At 62.2% G+C, this 17,082-nt stretch carries 10 protein-coding genes; 7 read left to right on the plus strand and 3 right to left on the minus strand.

Annotated features, from left to right (window positions below):
* Nucleotides 1-20 precede the first annotated feature (20 nt).
* A complete protein-coding gene (locus LC531_RS09730; protein WP_223650102.1) occupies nt 21-2,078 on the minus strand; it encodes a M13 family metallopeptidase in 2,058 nt (685 codons plus the stop codon).
* Nucleotides 2,079-2,253: 175 nt separating this feature from the next.
* Here LC531_RS09730 and xseA point away from each other — a divergent pair, with 175 nt between their 5' ends.
* The gene (gene xseA / locus LC531_RS09735) at nt 2,254-3,636 is read left to right on the plus strand and encodes an exodeoxyribonuclease VII large subunit (RefSeq protein ID WP_223650103.1); all 1,383 of its coding nucleotides are present in this window, start codon (nt 2,254-2,256) and stop codon (nt 3,634-3,636) included.
* 169 nt (nt 3,637-3,805) lie between these two features.
* Nucleotides 3,806-4,117, plus strand: coding sequence for an exodeoxyribonuclease VII small subunit (xseB, locus tag LC531_RS09740; protein WP_223650104.1), 312 nt, complete (start codon nt 3,806-3,808; stop codon nt 4,115-4,117).
* A gap of 95 nt (nt 4,118-4,212) precedes the next feature.
* On the opposite strand, the gene LC531_RS09745 is transcribed toward xseB, so the two are convergent.
* Complete coding sequence (locus tag LC531_RS09745) at nt 4,213-5,082, minus strand: anti-sigma factor (protein WP_223650105.1); 870 nt, start codon at nt 5,080-5,082, stop codon at nt 4,213-4,215.
* Nucleotides 5,083-5,095: 13 nt separating this feature from the next.
* A complete protein-coding gene (locus LC531_RS09750; protein ID WP_223650106.1) occupies nt 5,096-5,656 on the minus strand; it encodes an RNA polymerase sigma factor in 561 nt (186 codons plus the stop codon).
* Between the two features lie 209 nt (nt 5,657-5,865).
* Between LC531_RS09750 and LC531_RS09755 the strand changes: the two genes are divergently transcribed.
* From LC531_RS09755 to LC531_RS09775, 5 genes are all read left to right on the plus strand, one after another.
* Complete coding sequence (locus LC531_RS09755; RefSeq protein ID WP_223650107.1) at nt 5,866-7,263, plus strand: NAD-dependent succinate-semialdehyde dehydrogenase; 1,398 nt, start codon at nt 5,866-5,868, stop codon at nt 7,261-7,263.
* Nucleotides 7,264-7,333: 70 nt separating this feature from the next.
* The gene (locus LC531_RS09760; RefSeq protein ID WP_223650108.1) at nt 7,334-8,980 is read left to right on the plus strand and encodes a DUF6377 domain-containing protein; all 1,647 of its coding nucleotides are present in this window, start codon (nt 7,334-7,336) and stop codon (nt 8,978-8,980) included.
* A gap of 400 nt (nt 8,981-9,380) precedes the next feature.
* Nucleotides 9,381-12,464 (plus strand): SusC/RagA family TonB-linked outer membrane protein, encoded by a 3,084-nt coding sequence (locus tag LC531_RS09765; RefSeq protein WP_223650109.1) that lies wholly within the window; start codon nt 9,381-9,383, stop codon nt 12,462-12,464.
* A gap of 183 nt (nt 12,465-12,647) precedes the next feature.
* Nucleotides 12,648-14,273, plus strand: coding sequence for a RagB/SusD family nutrient uptake outer membrane protein (locus tag LC531_RS09770; RefSeq protein WP_223650110.1), 1,626 nt, complete (start codon nt 12,648-12,650; stop codon nt 14,271-14,273).
* 260 nt (nt 14,274-14,533) lie between these two features.
* Nucleotides 14,534-17,032, plus strand: a complete 2,499-nt coding sequence (locus LC531_RS09775; RefSeq protein WP_223650111.1) for an alpha-amylase family glycosyl hydrolase — start codon at nt 14,534-14,536, stop codon at nt 17,030-17,032.
* Nucleotides 17,033-17,082: the final 50 nt, after the last annotated feature.

The following is a 17,082-nucleotide window of genomic DNA, read 5'->3' on the forward strand; positions in this document are numbered from 1 at the left end:
AATTAATCGATTTCCCTACCCTACCAGATGCGGGCCTGCTCGGCGGTAGGCCGCTCCATCTTATCAGTAGGCGTGCAGCCGAAAGCTTTGTAGAACTCGGGCATATTCATCAGCGGACCGTTGGTGCGGAACTGGGCCGGCGAGTGCGGGTCTACCTGCACCTGCTGGCGGGCGGCTTCGGGCCGAATATTGGTGCGCCAAATCTGCGCCCAGGCCAGGAAAAAGCGCTGGTCGGGCGTGAAGCCGTCGAGGCTGGTGCCGCTCTTGGCCTCGGCCGTTTTCTGGAAGGCCTGGTAGGCGATGGTGAGCCCGCCGATGTCGGCCAGGTTTTCACCCATCGTCAGCTTACCATTCACGTGCACCGAGTCGAGGGGTGAGAAGGCGTCGTATTGCTTGCCCACCATCGCGGCTTTGGTGTTGAATTTCTCACCGTCTTCCTTGGTCCACCAGTCGCGCAGGTTACCCTTGGCATCATACTGCCGGCCCTGGTCATCAAAGCCGTGGGTCATTTCGTGGCCAATGACCGCGCCAATGCCGCCGTAGTTCACCGCGTCGTCCGCCTTGGGGTCGTAGAAGGGCGGCTGCAAAATGCCGGCCGGGAACACAATCTCGTTCATCGGCGGGTTGTAGTAGGCATTCACCGTGGGCGGCGTCATGCCCCACTCGGTGCGGTCAATCGGCTTACCGAATTTCTGAAGGTTGTCCTCGGCAGCCCAGGTGCGGGCGGCCAGCACGTTTTGCAGCGCGCTTTGGCGGGTAATTTTCAGTTTGGAATAGTCCTTCCACTTGTCGGGGTAGCCGATTTTCACGGTGAAGGCGTTGAGCTTCACCAAGGCTTCCTTCTTGGTGGCGGCGCTCATCCAGTCGGTCGCCATAATGCGCTCGGCGTAGGCTTTGCGCAGGTTCTCAATCATTTCCTTAGCCTTGGCCTTGGCGTCGGGGCTGAAGGCCTTATCCACGTAAAGCTGGCCAAACGCTTCACCCAGCGCGCCGTCGGTGGCGCGCAGCTCGCGCTTCCAGCGGGGCTGCTGCTGCTTGGCCCCACTCAGCACCTGCGAGAATTTAAAGGCTGCATCGCCGTAGGCTTTGGGCAAAGCCGCGCTCACGCTGCTCACCAAGTGAAAGCGCAAGTACTCGCGCTGCACGGCCAGCGGCGTGCTGGCCAGCAGCTTACTCACTTCCTGCAAAAACTCGGGCTGGCCCACAATAACCTCCTTAGCCGTACCGAGGCCGCTTTCCTTGAGCATCAGCGGCAGGTTGAGGCTCGGAAACTCCTTGGCGGCCTGGGCCACGGTCATCTTGTGGTAGTTGGCCTGCGGGTCGCGCAGGTCCACGCGGCTTTTACTGGCCTTGGCGAGCTTGGTTTCGAGGTCCATTACGGCGGCGGCGTGCTCCGTGGCCTGGGCCTGGGTGTCGCCGAGGCGCGTGAAGGTGCCTATCAAATAGGTCTGGTAGGCGGCCCGGATGTTCTTGGAGCGCGCGTCTTCCTTCAGGTAATAATCGCGGTCGGGCAGCGTGAGGCCGCCCTGGTAAAACTGCACTGCGTACTGGGTGCTGATTTTCTCATCCTGCCCTACCCCCGAATTAAACCACACGCTGCCAGCGTGGGCGTGCGGGTCACCCAGGAAAGCCTGCATCTGGGCCAGCGTTTTGAGGCCCGCGATGCGGTCTAGGTAGGGCTTGAGGTACGTAAGACCGGCTTTTTCAATCGCCATCGTGTCCATTGCGGCGGCGTAGAAGTCGCCCACCTTTTGGGCGTTAGTACCGGGCTTGGCGGTAGCGGCATTGCCGGCCAGCTCCTCCAGAATCGATTTCTGGGTGGCGTAGTTGCGGTCGGCCAGCTCGTTGAAGCTGCCCCAGCGGCTCTCGGCGGCCGGCACGGGGTTGTTTTTGAGCCAGTTGCCATTAGCATACTGAAAGAAATCGGCGCAGGGCTGCACCGACTTATCAATATTAGCCGGATTGATGCCGACGCCCGCCTGGGCGGTAGTTTGGGCCAGGACCGGGGTAGCGGCGGCCAGGCCGAGCGCCGCCACGGCCAAGGCCGCGCTGCGTTGGTAGCGATTTTTGGTAGGCATGAAAAGGGAAAAGTGGATGGGTTAGAGGCCGGCAAGTTACGGGCCGCGCCGGCTTTAGCACGGCGGCAAGGTACTTTTGCATCCTACCCGGTTATTCAAATCGTTTGTCCTTGCGAACGAAGCGCGGCAAGGACAAACGATTTGAACTGCTTGCTGATAATTCTCTACCCCCTCTATGCCGCTCTATCCCCGCCGCGCCGCCCCTACCCCCGCCGAGCCGGCCGCGCCGCTCAGCCTGGGCGCGCTGCTGACGCAGGTGCGCGCCGCCCTGCATCACCGCTTCCCCGACTCGTACTGGGTAGTGGCCGAGGTGGCCGAAATGACGCGCCCGCGCCAGGCCGGGGGCCACTGCTACCTCACCCTTACCGAGCCGGCGGCCGGGGCAGAAGCGCTGGGCTTTGTGGCCCAGGCGCGGGCTACGCTCTGGGGCAGCCGCTACCAGCAGCTCGCGCCGGCCTTCGCCGAGGCCACCGGGCAGGAACTGCGGCCCGGCCTACGCCTGCTGCTGCGCGTAAAGGTGACGTTTCACGAGCAGTACGGCTTTTCGCTCGACGTGCTGGCCCTCGACCCCAGCTACACTGTGGGCGAGCTGGCCCGCCAGCGCCTGGCCACGCTCCGCAAATTGCAGGAAAAAGACCTGCTGGAGCGCCAGCAGGAGCTGGTCCTACCCCTCGCCCCGCAGCGACTGGCGGTCATCTCCTCGCCCACAGCGGCGGGCTTTCAGGATTTCGTGCGCCAGCTCGAAGAAGCGCCCTACGACTTCGCTCTCACGCTCTTCCCGGCGCTCATGCAGGGCGAGGGCGCGCCGGCCAGCATCCGGGCCGCGCTCGATGCTATCCGGCCGCGCCGGGGGCAGTTTGAGGTCGTTATTCTCACTCGCGGCGGCGGGGCCAAAACGGATTTGCTGGCCTTTGATGAATATGGCCTGGCGGCGGCCGTGGCCTCGTTTCCGCTACCCGTTCTCACCGGCATCGGCCACGAGCGCGACGAGGCAGTGGTGGACCTAGTGGCCTACCGCGCCCTCAAAACGCCCACCGCCGTCGCGGCCTTTTTGGTCGAGCGCCTGGCCCGCCTCGAAAGCCTGGTGCTCGACTTGGCCGAGCGCGTGGCCGACCGCAGCCGCCAGCACCTGGCCCGCCACCAGCAACAGCTGTTGCGCCGCACCGACCAGCTCCGCGAAGCTGCCCACCAGCAGCTGCGCCGCGCCCAAACGACGCTGGACCAGCGCAGCCGCCAGGCCACCCAGGCCCCGCGCCAGCACCTGCGCCAGCTAAGCCAGCACCTCGAAAGCTTTCGCTACACCCTACTCCGCGCCACTCGCCGCACCCTCGGCCACGAGGAGCAGCAGCTACGCCAGCGCTCGCGCACGGTGCTGCGCCGCTTCACGCGCCACCATCAGCGGCGGCGCGAGCAATTATTGCGGCAGCAGTTTTTGGTGCGTCGGGCGTTTGAATTAAAAATTTTTAAGTATAAATTAAAAATCGGGGAAGTAGAAGTGGCGGAATTACGGCGCGAAAATCAGCTTTTACGGCGTATTAATTTATCATTTCAAAAATAAAAGGAACGTCATGCTCATCTGGCATCCGCTTGTCGAAGCATCTCTACCGCGTAAGTAATCCTAACGTCAGAGGTTACTTACGCGGTAGAGATGCTTCGACAAGCGGATGCCAGATGAGCATGACAACGAGCCTAATAGCATAATTACTACTTTTTAATTACCTCTCACTTTGACTTACAACGAAGCCATCCAGGAACTGGAAACCATTCTGCGCAGCCTCGAAACCGACCAAGTAGACGTAGACGACCTCACGACCCGCGCCGAGCGCTCGGCCGAGTTAGTGCGCCTTTGCCGCCACAAGCTGCGGCACGCCGAAGCCTCGCTCGACCGCGTATTCGACTCACTTGATGAGGACGAAGACGAGCCGGCGGAAGCTGAAACGGACGACGCAGACGAACTAGATGACGACGACGAGGAAGCTGATGAGGATGACCACCGCCCCGGCGGCCCCGGCCGGCCAGCCGCGCCCCGTCTGTTTTAGCCCGGTTTTCCTCAGAAGTTTAAGCCCATAAAAAAGGCGCTCCTTCGGCTGAAGGAGCGCCTTTTTTATGGGCTTAAACTTCTGAGGAAATCAATTTAAATATTTCCTACCACCGTCATAGTGCTGAGTGTGGGGCCTACGCTGCCGCCGGTGGGCTCTACCGTCATGGCGAAGGTTTGGGCGCTGGCGATGTCCTTCATTTGCTGCAAGCCTTCGCCGGTGGCCGTGTTGGCGGCCAGCACGCCCGCGTCGATGGGCTTGCCTTTGTCGAGGGCCCAGAGCTGGTACTGCTTGCCGACGGGCAGCGCGGGCAGCGCCTGCACATCGAGGAATACGCGGTGGGTAGCGGCGTTATAGAGCACGCGGGCGCGGGCCGTGGCGTGGGCCGGCGTGCCGGCCAGGGCCACCAATTTGTACTCGGGCGAGCGCAGCACTTGCAGCTGGCTTTCAGCGCCTTGCAGGCGGTGCTCCACTACCTGGGAGGTTTGAGCAAAGCGGGCCTGGCTGTTTTGAGCGGCCACTAAGTCGGTGCTAACCTGTTGCCAGCGGCTGTAGAGCAGCGCGTTGGCACCCAGGCTCAGCAGCAGGGCTACCGAGGCCGCAATGGCCCAGCCGCTGCCGCGCCGCGCCGCCACGGGGGGGGTAGGGGCGGTGGCCAGGTGCGGATTGGAAGCCGACACCCGCATGGTAGGCACGGCGGGGGCAGGGGCAGGGGCGGCCACGTCGGCGGAGCCAATTTCGGCCAGCACGCGGCTCAAGATGCGCTCGCGGGCTCCGGCGGGGGGCGTCCGGGACTGGGCTTCGGCATACACGTCGAGGCCGGTCAGCAATTCGTCTAGCTCCTGGCGCACCTGGGGGTAGCGGGCGGCCCAGCTTTCCACTTCCGCGCGGGCGGCGGGGTCTAGCTCACCAAGGGCGTATTGCTCCAGGCGGCCTGATTCGAGATAAGTTTGGTAATCTTCCACGGAAGTACTGGTATTAGCGGATAAGCTTAGCTAATATTTTCAAAGCGGTGCGGGCGCGGGTTTTCACCGTTCCCAGCGGGAGGTTGAGTTCTTCAGCGGCCTCACTCTGGGTGAAGCCCCCAAAGTAGAGCAGGTCGATAACCTGACGCTGTTCGGGCACGAGCTTGCGGGTGATTTCCAGCAAGCCCACGTGCTCGGGGCGAAAAGAATCCGGGGCGGCTTGGCGTTGAGCGGCCAGACTATCGTCGAGGCCCTGGGTGCGAGAACTTACGCGGTGCTGGCGCGAGCGGATTTTATCAATCGCTAAATTCCGGCTGATGTTCACGACCCAGGTAAAAAGCCGGCCCCGCGAGGTATCGTAGCTGGCCATCGAGTGCCAGATTTTGACCAGCGCTTCCTGGAGCACGTCTTCCGATTCTTCCTCGTCCTTAACGATGCGCTGGATAACGCCGAACAGGGCCGCTGAGTAGCGGTCGTAGAACTCGGTCATGGCCGACTGGTCGCGGGCCCGCAGGCGCTCGACCAGCACCGCTTCGGCGGCGGTAGGGGTGGATATAAGGGGTTGGTCAGACACGGGGCTATAAGCAGAATGAGCTAAACCGACGGCGCTGGCAGCGGGGCTACCGGCAATTCGCTACGAATGTAGGGGCTTAGGAACGATAGACTATATGAGTCCGCCCGTGGAGGTTATGGGCAGCATAGGCACAACCCGTTAGCTCCCTATACGGTTTGCGGACGGGAACGGCGAACTCAGGTAGGCAGAAGCAGGCTAACTTGCAAACTATGGCTTTTGAATCTGTCAATCCGTACAGCGGCCGGCGGCTGCACCGCTTCGTGGCTTTTTCGTGGGTGAAGGCCGAGCGCATCCTGGGCCAGGCGCGGCGCGCCGCCTCCGGCTGGGCTGCTACCCCCCTCCCCGACCGGGCGGCCGTGCTGCGCCGGGCCGCCGCCCTGCTGCGCGAGCGCCAAGACGAGCTGGCCCGCCTCCTGGCCCTGGAAATGGGCAAGCCCCTGCGCGACGGCCGCGCCGAAGCCCAGAAGTGCGCCGCCTGCTGCGAGTACTACGCCGACCACGGCGCGGCCTTCCTGGCCGATGAGGCCGTGCCGACCGATGCCGGCCGCAGCTACGTGCGCCACGCGCCGCTGGGCGTGGTGCTGGCCGTGATGCCTTGGAACTTCCCCTTCTGGCAGGCCGTGCGCTTCGCCGCCCCGGCGCTTATAGCCGGCAACGTGGCCCTGCTCAAGCCCGCCCCCAACGTACCGCAGTGCGCCCTGGCCCTGGAGCGCATCTGGCACGATGCCGGCCTACCCCCCGCCGCGTTCCGAACCTTATTTATCGAAGTTGACCTGGTGGAAAAGCTTATTGCCGACCACCGGGTGGCGGCCGTCACGCTCACCGGCTCGGAGGCGGCGGGCGCGGCGGTGGCCGCCGCCGCCGGCCGGGCCCTTAAGAAAACCGTGCTGGAATTGGGCGGCTCCGACCCGTTTATCGTGCTGGCTGATGCCGACCTGACGCTGGCCGCCCGCACCGCCGCCCAGGCCCGGATGCTAAACAGCGGCCAAAGCTGCATCGCCGCCAAGCGCTTCATTGTGGAGAGGCCGGTGCAGGCCGAGTTCGTGCGCCTCCTCAAAGGCCACCTGCAGGCCCTGCGCTACGGCGACCCGCTGGCCGAAACCACCGACTACGGCCCCCTGGCCCGCCCCGACCTGGCCGATAAGCTCAGCGCTCAGGTGGCAGATTCGGTGGCCCGTGGGGCGCGGGTGGCGCTGGCCGGCGGCCAACCCCAGCCGGGAGCCACGCGCTTCGACCCCACCATCCTGACCAACGTGCGCCGGGGCCAGCGCGCCTACGCCGAGGAGCTGTTCGGGCCGGTGGCGCTGGTGCTCACCGCCCGCGACGCGGCCCACGCCGTGCTGCTGGCCAACGACTCGGACTTCGGCCTGGGCGCGGCCGTGTGGACCCGCGACGCGGCGCGGGGTGAGGCCATCGGCCGCCAGCTCGAATGCGGGGCCGTGTTCGTGAATGGCCTGGTGAAGTCCATGTCCGAGCTGCCTTTTGGCGGGGTGAAGCGCTCGGGCTACGGCCGCGAGCTGGGCCGGGCGGGAATATTGGAGTTTGTGAACCAGCAGGCGGTGTGGGTGGCCCCAGCGGCCCGGCCCGGCTTGGCCCGCGCGGAGTAGGGCGGCTCGCGTCACCTTCTATCTTTGGCGGCCGGCCCGGCTTTCCCACCAGCGGCTGGCCTACCCTTTCGTGAAGCTCTGCTCGACGTTTATCCTGCTCGTGTTGCTGGCCCTGCCTCTGTGCGGGGTAGCCGGCCGGGCCGATAAGCTGCTGGACGAGCTAAACCAGGCGCTGGCTCACAAAGAACAGTATTTTAAGCAGCGGCTGGACCGTATTGCCTTGCTAACGAGCGAGTTCAATAGCCACCGGCCCGCCGACGAAACTAAGTTCCGCCTCGGGCTACGCATCTACCAGGAGTACCGCTCCTTTAAGTACGACTCGGCCTTTGCCTACGCGCAGCGCGTGCGGCAACTGGCCGACCAGCTCCACAGCCCGCAAAAGCAGGAAATTGCCAAGCTGAACCTGGCCTTTATCGATTTGTCGTCGGGCATGTTCAAGGAAACCTTTGAGACGCTGGCCAGCATTCGCCCGGCCCGGCTCGACACCGCTGATAAGGTAGATTTTTATTTTACCAAAGCTCGCAGCTTCAGCGACTTAGCCGACTATAATGCCGGCAACTACTACCGGCCCGGCTACATCGCCCAGGCCATTGCCTGCACCGACACGGCGCTGCGCTACTGCCGGCCGGCTTCCTACGAGTACTGGTCCATCCAGGGCTTCCGGGCGCTGAAGCGCAACGACGTGCGCGCCAGCCGGGCCATCTACGCCCGGCTGCTGCGCCTACCCACCCTCACACCGCACCAGCTAGCCATCACGGCCAGTACGGCGGCCTGGGTCGCGGAGCTATCGGGCGAGCCGGAGCGTAGCTTCGAGCTGCTGACCCAGGCCGCCATCGCGGACGTGAAAACCGCTACTACCGAGACCGTGGCGCTGTTCAAACTCTCGGACTTGTGCTACCGCCGGGGCGATTTGAAGAACGCCTACACCTTCATCAACCAGGCCCAGGCCGACGCGACGTACTACGACTCCCGCCTGCGGCAGGTGCAAATGGGCAGCATCTTCTCGCTCATTGAAGGCCAGCGCATTAACCTGATTGAGCAGCAGCGCCGCCGGCTGACTATTTACGCCGTGGCGACGACGGCGCTCGTGCTGTTCGTCATCGGGTTCGCGGTGGTTATCTTTCGACAGCTCAGAAGGTTGCAGGCTGCTGACGCGCTCATCTCGACCATCAACCAGGAGCTGCAACACAATAACCAGCACTTAAGCCAGCTTAATCAGGAGCTGAGCAGCCTCAACCAGCGGCTCAACGAGGCCAACCACATCAAGGACGAGTACATCGGGTATTATTTCAGCGTCAGTTCCGAGTACATTGATAAGATTGAGCGTTTTAAGAACTTGATGGACAAGACGCTGGCTACCAAACAATACGCCAGTACGCAACGCATAGTCGACAGCCTCAACATCAAGAAGGAGCGCAACGAGCTGTTCAAGGGCTTCGACTCCGTGTTTCTGAAGCTGTTTCCCAACTTCGTAGCCGCCTTCAATGACCTGCTGCGGCCGGAAGAGCGCCTTGAGCTGCCCGAAGACCAGCTGCTGAATACGGAGCTGCGCATTTTCGCCCTCATCCGGCTGGGCATTGATGACAGCGAACGTATCAGCAAGATTCTGGGCTACACCATCAGCACGATTTACACCTACAAGACGCGGGTGAAAAAGAAATCATGCTACCCCAGCGAGGAGTTTGAGGGCCGCGTGCGGGCCATTCAGGCAGCGTAGCGGCAGGGCCTGGCAACCGGGCGAGAGACTGTGGCGACGCGCCCCTTCGCGTCTATCCCCGGTATGCGACAGCTGCCCCTACCCCACCCGCCGCTGAGTAACCACCTACTTACCCGTGGGCCACGACCAGAAACACACCCGCTAAGCCGCTATTCGCCGTGGATTCGGTCTTGATTTTGGCTAGCGCATTTTTAATCTAACCATCTATAATCCAAGCAACTAAAAATAATTATTGGCTTTATTTTCTTGATTACGGTTTGACTAATTCTGGTTGCTGAGGGGCGCTTCTTCCTTTGTGGCATTCGAGTAGGGCCCGCATTTGCCGGGCATCACGTTGCGAGCTTATTCGCGGCGGCAGCTCACCGGCCCTACCCCCCTCCCACCTCTATAGTCCCACCCAATGCCGGTACTGCTACCGTCTATACCCGCTGCCCGACGCCTAGCCGGCGGCCTGCTTTTTCCCACCCTGGGTTTCCTGGTTGCCGGGCCCGCGCTGGCCCGGCCGGCCGGCCAGCTGCTGCTCGGGGTAGTGGCCTACCCCCCCACCCCGGTGGCCGATGGCACCGTGAGCGGCCGCATCACTGATAATAAAGGCCAGGGCCTGCCCGGCGTGACGGTGCTCGTTGAAGGCACCACGCTGGGCAGCTCGACCAACGCCGACGGCTCTTTCATGCTGCAAAACGTGCCGGCCGGGCCGCACACGCTGGTCATCTCCTTCGTTGGTTTCAGCACGGAGCGCCGCCCGATAACGGCTGGCGCGCAGCCGATAAAGGTGAACGTGGCGCTGGCCGAAAACGCGACCGCGCTAACTGAGGCGGTAGTAGTAGGCTACGGCACGACCCGCCGCCAGGATGTGACCGGCTCCATCGCCACGGTGACGACCAAAGACTTTGTGAAGGGCCAGGTAACCTCGCCCGAGCAGTTGATTCAGGGCAAGCTGGCGGGGGTGCAAATAACCAGCGGCGGCGGCGCGCCCGGTGAGGTTTCTACCATCCGCATCCGCGGGGGGTCGTCGCTGAACGCCAGCAACGACCCACTCATCGTGATTGACGGCGTGCCGGTGGATAACAATGGCATTGCCGGAGCTGGCAGCCCGCTCACGTTGGTAAACCCCAATGACATCGAGAGCTTTACGGTGCTCAAGGACGCCTCGGCCACGGCCATTTACGGCTCGCGCGCCTCGAACGGCGTTATTCTGATTACCACCAAGAAGGGTGTGAATGGCGAGGCAACGCACGTCAGCGTCAGCTCGCAGACGTCGCGGGCCACGAACTACAAAAACATCAACGTGCTTGACGGCCCCGCCTACCGCGCCCTGACGAATCAGGCCATCGCGGCGGGCACCATTCCGGCCAGCAATTCTCAATACCTGGGGACAGCCAACACCAACTGGCAGGACGCCATTTACCAGAGCGCCTGGACTAGCGACAACAACGTGAGCGTGACGGGCAGCGCCAAAAACCTGCCCTACCGCGTTTCCATTGGCTATCTGGAGCAGCAGGGTACGCTGAAAACCAGCAACCTAAGTCGTAATTCGGCTTCCATCGGGCTGTCGCCGCAGTTGTTTGACAACCACCTGCGCATTAACATCAACGTGAAGGGCACTTGGGCCGACTACCGCTTTGCCGACCAGGGAGCTATCGGCGGGGCCATACGGTTCAACCCCACGCAGCCCATTTACGACCCGACTAGCCCCTACAATGGCTACTTTGAGTGGCAGACGGGCAAAAACCCCAATCCGCTGACCGACCGCAACCCGGTGGCGCTGCTCCTGGATAAGCGCGACCGCAGCACGGTGAAGCGCAGCATTGGCAACATTCAGCTCGATTACAAGCTGCACTTTTTTCCTGACTTGCACGCCAACGTAAACGTGGGCTACGACGTGTCGCGCAGTCAGGGCAGCGTTTTTATTCCGGCTTCGTCGTCCATCGCCTACACCGCGCAGGGTCAGAACAGCCAGTACAAGCAGGAGAAAGATAATAAGCTGTTTGAATCCTACCTCAGCTATTCCAAGCAGGTGGGTAACCATCACATAGAGGCCATCGCCGGCTATTCGTTCCAGGATTTTTACACGTATTCACCCTTCTTCTTCACTCCCACGGCGGCCGGCACCCTGCTCAACCCCAATGCATTGCCGAGCAACCCGTACAAGACGCAGTATACCCTGCTCTCGTATTATGGCCGGGTAAACTATTCGTTTAAAGACCGTTACCTATTCACGGGCACGTTGCGTAACGACCGCTCGTCGCACTTTAGCCCAAGCAACCGTAGCGGTATTTTCCCGGCCGCCTCGGTGGCCTGGCGTATTAATCAGGAGGATTTTCTGGCTTCCTCAACCTTCATTTCCAACCTGAAGCTACGGGGCAGCTTCGGCGTAACGGGCCAGCAGGATATAACCAGCGTAGCCGGTGACTACCCCTACCTGTCGCTCTACAACGTGGGCACGGGTACGGTGCGCCAGATTTTCGGAAAAGACACCATTCAGACCTTGCGGCCGGCCGGCTACGATAGCAACCTGAAGTGGGAGCAAACCAAAACCTACGACGCGGGCCTGGATTTCGGCTTTTTCAGCAACCGCCTCACCGGCTCACTGGACCTGTACCTGCGCCAGACCTCGAACCTGCTGGCCGTGATTCCGCTACCCGCCGGCAGCAACCTAACCAACGTGCTGCTGACCAACGTGGGTAGTCTGGATAATAAGGGCATTGAGTTGTCGCTGAACTACGATTTGGTGCGGGGCCAGAAGCTGAACTGGTCGGTAAACTTCAACGCCACCATGAACCGGGGCAAGATTACCAAACTCTTGCAGGTACAAGACCCTACTTACCAAGGCACGCCGGTGGGCAATATCGGTAACTTCCAGTTCGTGCAGATAAACTCGGTGGGCTATGCGCCCAACACCTTCTTCCTCTACCAGCAGAAGTACGAGAACGGCCGGCCGCTGCAAGGCCCGAACCAGAGCGCTAGCACCACGCAGTACGTGGACCAGAACAACGACGGTATCATCAACGAGCGCGACAAGGTATATGCGGGCAACCCCGCGCCGAAGGCCTTCCTGGGCTTCAGCTCTAACATCAGCTACAGCAAGCTCAGCCTGGCCTTCACGATGCGCGCCAACCTGGGCGGCACTATCTACAACGCCGTGGACGCGGGCCAGGGCAACTACTACGGCCTGAACACGGGCCTGGGCTACTCAGCCAACGTAGTGCCCGACGTGTACAATACCGGCTTCTCGGCCGGGCAGCCGCTGAGTAATTACTACCTGCACAGCGCCACGTTTGGCCGCTTGCAGAACGTGACGCTGGGCTACGACCTGGGCGGCGTTATCAAAGGCGTGCAGAACCTGCGCCTGACGCTGGCCGGCCAGAACCTGCTGGTTGTCACGGCATACAAAGGTCTTGACCCCGAGCACGCCGACGGCATCGACAATCAGTTCTACCCCCGCCCCCGCGCCGTGACGCTGGGCGTGAACGTGGGCTTTTAGTTTTTTATCAGCGCTTTAAGTCAACGTCTGTCATTGCGAGCAACGCATTCCGCGCAGCAAGCGGCGTCAACCGCATCCGAACGATACCCGAACGACTTCATCCTAGTGCGATTGACGCGTCCTCGCTTAATGCGCAACATGCTCGCAATGGCAGCCAGTTTCAAGCAAAAAATATTCCTACCCATGACCTCCCGCCCTACCCCTACCCTGCGCCGCAACCTCAAGCTGGCCACTATCTCCCTGCTGCTCGCCGCCGGCGGCCTGGCGGGCTGCACCAAAGACCTGGACCGCTCGCCCTTCTACGACCTCAATACCAAGTCGGTATACACCGACCCGGCCAATTACATCAAGGTGCTGGCCAAGCTCTACGCCGGCTACAACCTGAGCGGACAAAATACCACCGGCTCGCCCGACGTGTTTGCTGGGCAGGGCAAGGATGAGGGCGAAACCTCCTATCTGCGTGCGTACTGGTACTTACAGGACCTGACCACCGACGAGGCGGTAGTGGCCTGGAATAGCGGCCCGCTCCAGGAGCTGAATCGCGCCACCTGGACTTCGAGCAATGACTTGGTTAACAACATGTACACCCGCATTTTTTACGAAGTAGCGGCGTGCAACGAGTTTATCCGGCAAACCAGCGATGGCCAGCTCAGCAGTAACGGCATCAGTGGGGCCGATGCCGACATGGCGCGGGTGCAACGGGCCGAAGCGCGCTTCCTACGGGCGCTAGCCTACTACCACGCCCTGGACCTATACGGCAATGTGCCCTTCGTGACCGAGGCCGACGCGCCGAGCAAGAACCTGCCCAAGCAGATTTCGCGGGCCGACCTGTTTGCCTACGTCGAGTCGGAGCTAAAGGCCATTGAGCCGCTGATGACGCCCGCCCACCGTGCCCCCTACGGCCGGGCCGACCAGGGCGCGGCCTGGACGCTGCTGGCCAAGCTCTACCTCAACGCGCAGGTGTATGTGGGCACCGACCGCAACACCGACTGCCTCACGTACTGCAACAAGATTCTGGCCGCCGACTACAAGCTGGCCCCCGAGTACCGCTTGCTGTTTCTGGCTGACAACAACGTGACGTCGGCCTCGGAAATCATCTTCCCGATTACCGCCGACGGGCTGGCCGAGCAGGGCTACGGCGGCACTACCTACCTGGTGCACGCCTCCATCGGGGGTAAGATGCTGAGCAGCAACTTCGGGGTGAACGGTGGCTGGGCCGGCAACCGCACCCGCAAAAACCTGCCTAACCTGTTCACCAGCACCGACGACCAACGGGCCATGTTCTTCACCAACGGCCAGACCCTGGATATCAAGGACCTGACGGATTTCACCAACGGCTACGCCGTGACGAAGTGGAAGAACGTTACCTCGACCGGCCAGCCCGGCTCGGACCCCACGGGCACGTTCGCGGACACGGACTTTCCACTTTTCCGCCTCGGCGACGTGTACCTGATGTATGCTGAAGCCGTGCTGCGCGGCGGCGCGGGCGGTACCCAGGCCCAGGCGCTGGCCTACGTAAACGCCCTGCGCGACCGCGCCTACGGCAACCAGAGCGGCCGCATCACCGCCACCGACCTAACTGCCCCCGACTTTATCCTCAATGAGCGGGGCCGCGAGCTGTATTGGGAAGCCAGCCGCCGCACCGACCTCGTGCGATTCGGCAAGTATACCAGTGCCTCTTACCTCTGGCCCTGGAAGGGCGGCGCTACCCAAGATGGTGCGGGCATCGCCGACTTCCGCAGCATCTTCCCGCTGCCTTCTACTGACCTCGTAGCCAACCCTAGTCTCACGCAAAACCCTGGCTATTAAAATAATTATAAATTACGAAGTAGCCTCTTTGCTACTTTGTAAAAATTCATACTTCAAAGAAGGCTTGAAACTTAGGGCCGGGTGCCGGCGGGTGAGGAAACCGGGTGGGGAAACCGTGGGGCGTCCAGCAGCGCCGTGCGGCACCAGTGTAACCAGCCAACCGGGTAAACCCTGGTCCTAAGTACCAAGCTTTATTTTTTTGACGGTGAGTACAAGCAGTCTATTGCTTTGATTGTCTGTGCCTTATTAAGTTTTTATTAATGAAGATTTCCCTACCCTACTCTTGGTTAGTAATCCTTCTGCTGAGCCTGGGCGCGGGCGCGGCGCGGGCGGCCGATGTCACGTTCAGCGTGAACATGCAGTTCCAGATTCGGCAGGGCAATTTCGTGGCCGGTACCGACCAGGTGATGGTATTCGGCAGCTTTTCGGCGGCGGGCGTAGCGCTAAGCGACCCCGATGGCGACCAGGTATATTCGGCCACGGTGCCGAACCAGCCCGAAGACGCTCAATTAACTTACAACTATCGCTTTACGCACGGCGGGGCGGCGGTGAACGAAACCGTGCCCGCCCGGCCTTACGTGGTGCAGGTTACCTCGGCGGCCAACGTGCTGACGGACTGGTTCAACGACCAGCCGCCGCCCTACCCTTACGCTAAGCTGTATGCCTCCACGCTGACCCCGATTCCGGGCGAGGCGGTACGCTTTACGGATAGCTCGGAGGGCGGGGCGGCCACGAGCTGGCGCTGGACGTTTGCGGGCGGCAGCCCGGCTACTTCTACGGCTCCCAACCCCATCGTGGTATGGACCGCGCCCGGCAGCTACGCCGTGACGCTGACGGCCACCAACGCCAGCGGCAGCACGACGTCTAAGACGCTGACCGTGCGTGTGGGGCCGCCCGACAGCGCGCTGGGCTGGTGGAACGATGCCATCTTCTACCAGATTTACCCGCGCAGCTTTCTCGACTCAAACGGCGATGGTACCGGCGACTTCGCGGGCCTGCTGCGCAAGCTCGACTACCTCAACGACGGCAACCCGGCCACGACCACCGACCTGGGTGTGACGGCCCTCTACCTAATGCCGGTGCACCCGGCTACCCACTCCTACCTGGGTGGCTACGAGGTGATTGACTATAAAGGAATCAACTACGAGTACGGCACTTCCATTGACTTTAGCCAGCTGGTGGCGGCGGCCCACGCGCGGGGCATGAAAGTAATTCTGGATATGGTATTCAACCACACCTCCACCCAAAACCCGTGGTTTACGACGGCGGCAGCCGGCACCGGCTCGCCATACGACAACTACTACGTGTTTCGGAGCGACAACCCCGGCGGCAACTGGCGGCCCAATCCAAGTAGCCACACCAACCCAAATTTCAACTACTTCTTCGGCAAGTTTGGGCCCGACACGCCCGACCTGAACTACTACAATGCCTCGGTGCGCAACACCGTGAAGGATATCAGCAGCTACTGGCTGGGGCGCAATGTAGACGGCTTCCGGCTCGACGCGCCCATGTTCCTGTACGAAACCGGCAACGCCCTCACCGATGCGCAGCAGCAGAACCTGCCCGCCACCTACGCCTATTGGCGCGGCTGGCGCGACCACATCAAGGCCGCCAACCCGCAGGCTTTTTCGGTGGGTGAAACCTGGTTGCAGGGCGACATTCCGGGCGCGGCGCGCTACGTGTACCAGGGCTTCGACATTGGCTTTCAGTTCGATATCGCCTTTGGGCTGGAAGATGCGCTGAACAAGGGCAACAAGCTCTTCCTGCAAAACCCGGTGGAGCAGTCCCTGCAGTACTACCCCTTCCTGCAATTTGGGGTGTTTGCCTCCAACCACGACTTGTACCTGCGCAGCTCGGGCAATACCAATCCGCTGCGCATCAAGGACCGGGTGAGCGGCGATAAGGATGCGCAGGCCAAGCTGGCCGCCGCCTGGCTGCTGACCGCGCCCGGCGTGCCGTTCGTGTACTACGGCGACGAAATCGGCATTGGCTCGACCTACGCCCGCTCGCCCATGCAGTGGGATGCCACGGCCAACGCGGGCTTCACGACCGGCACGCCCTGGGCGGCGATAGGCGCGGACTATGCCACCTATAACGTAGCCAGCGAGCAGAACGACCCGGCTTCCATCCTAAGCGCCTACCGCGGCCTGATTGCCGTGCGCGCGGCGCAGCCCGCCCTGCGGCGCGGCAGCTACCAGACCCTGACTACCAGCGTGCCCGGCGTGTACGCCTTTGCCCGCACCAACGGCTCCGAAACCGTAGTGGTGGTGCTGAATTTTGCCCCCCTGGGCCAGCGCAATGTCACGCTGACCCTACCTCCCTCGACCCTGGCGGCCGGTACCTACGCCGCCGACAACCTGCTGAGCCCCAGCGCCGCGGCGGCCGCCCCGCTAACCGTGGCCGCCGACGGCAGCATCGCCGGCTGGGTGCCCTACCCCCTGCTGCCGGCCAATGGCTACGCGGTGCTCAAGCTGCGTGGTAGTACCGCGCTAGCCGCTGCCGGCCCGGCTGCCATTTCAGCGTTGGCCGTGTACCCGAACCCCATCGGCCAGGGCCGGCTGACGGTGCGGCTACCCGGCCCGGCCGCCAGCGCCCAGCTGCGGCTGCTGGATAGCCAGGGCCGCTTGGTACTGGCGCGCGAAGCCGCCGTAGCCAATGGCCAGGCTAGCCTGGAAATCAGCGGCTTAGCCCCCGGCATCTACCTGCTGCAAGCTACCAGCGGCGGCACTACCTACGTCAGCAAGGTTAGTGTTTTTTAAGCCTTTGAATTATCCGTCATTGTGAGCAAAGCGCAGCAATGACGGATAAA

Origin of the sequence: Hymenobacter psoromatis, from assembly GCF_020012125.1 — a bacterium.
GTDB classification, from domain to species: domain Bacteria; phylum Bacteroidota; class Bacteroidia; order Cytophagales; family Hymenobacteraceae; genus Hymenobacter; species Hymenobacter psoromatis.

Coding starts and splice junctions, on each gene's coding strand:
- LC531_RS09765 (WP_223650109.1), top strand. CDS start 9,381: ATGCCGGTACTGCTACCGTCTATACCCGCTGCCCGACGCCTAGCCGGC.
- LC531_RS09755 (WP_223650107.1), top strand. CDS start 5,866: ATGGCTTTTGAATCTGTCAATCCGTACAGCGGCCGGCGGCTGCACCGC.
- LC531_RS09775 (WP_223650111.1), top strand. CDS start 14,534: ATGAAGATTTCCCTACCCTACTCTTGGTTAGTAATCCTTCTGCTGAGC.
- LC531_RS09730 (WP_223650102.1), bottom strand. CDS start 2,078: ATGCCTACCAAAAATCGCTACCAACGCAGCGCGGCCTTGGCCGTGGCG.
- xseA (WP_223650103.1), top strand. CDS start 2,254: ATGCCGCTCTATCCCCGCCGCGCCGCCCCTACCCCCGCCGAGCCGGCC.
- LC531_RS09770 (WP_223650110.1), top strand. CDS start 12,648: ATGACCTCCCGCCCTACCCCTACCCTGCGCCGCAACCTCAAGCTGGCC.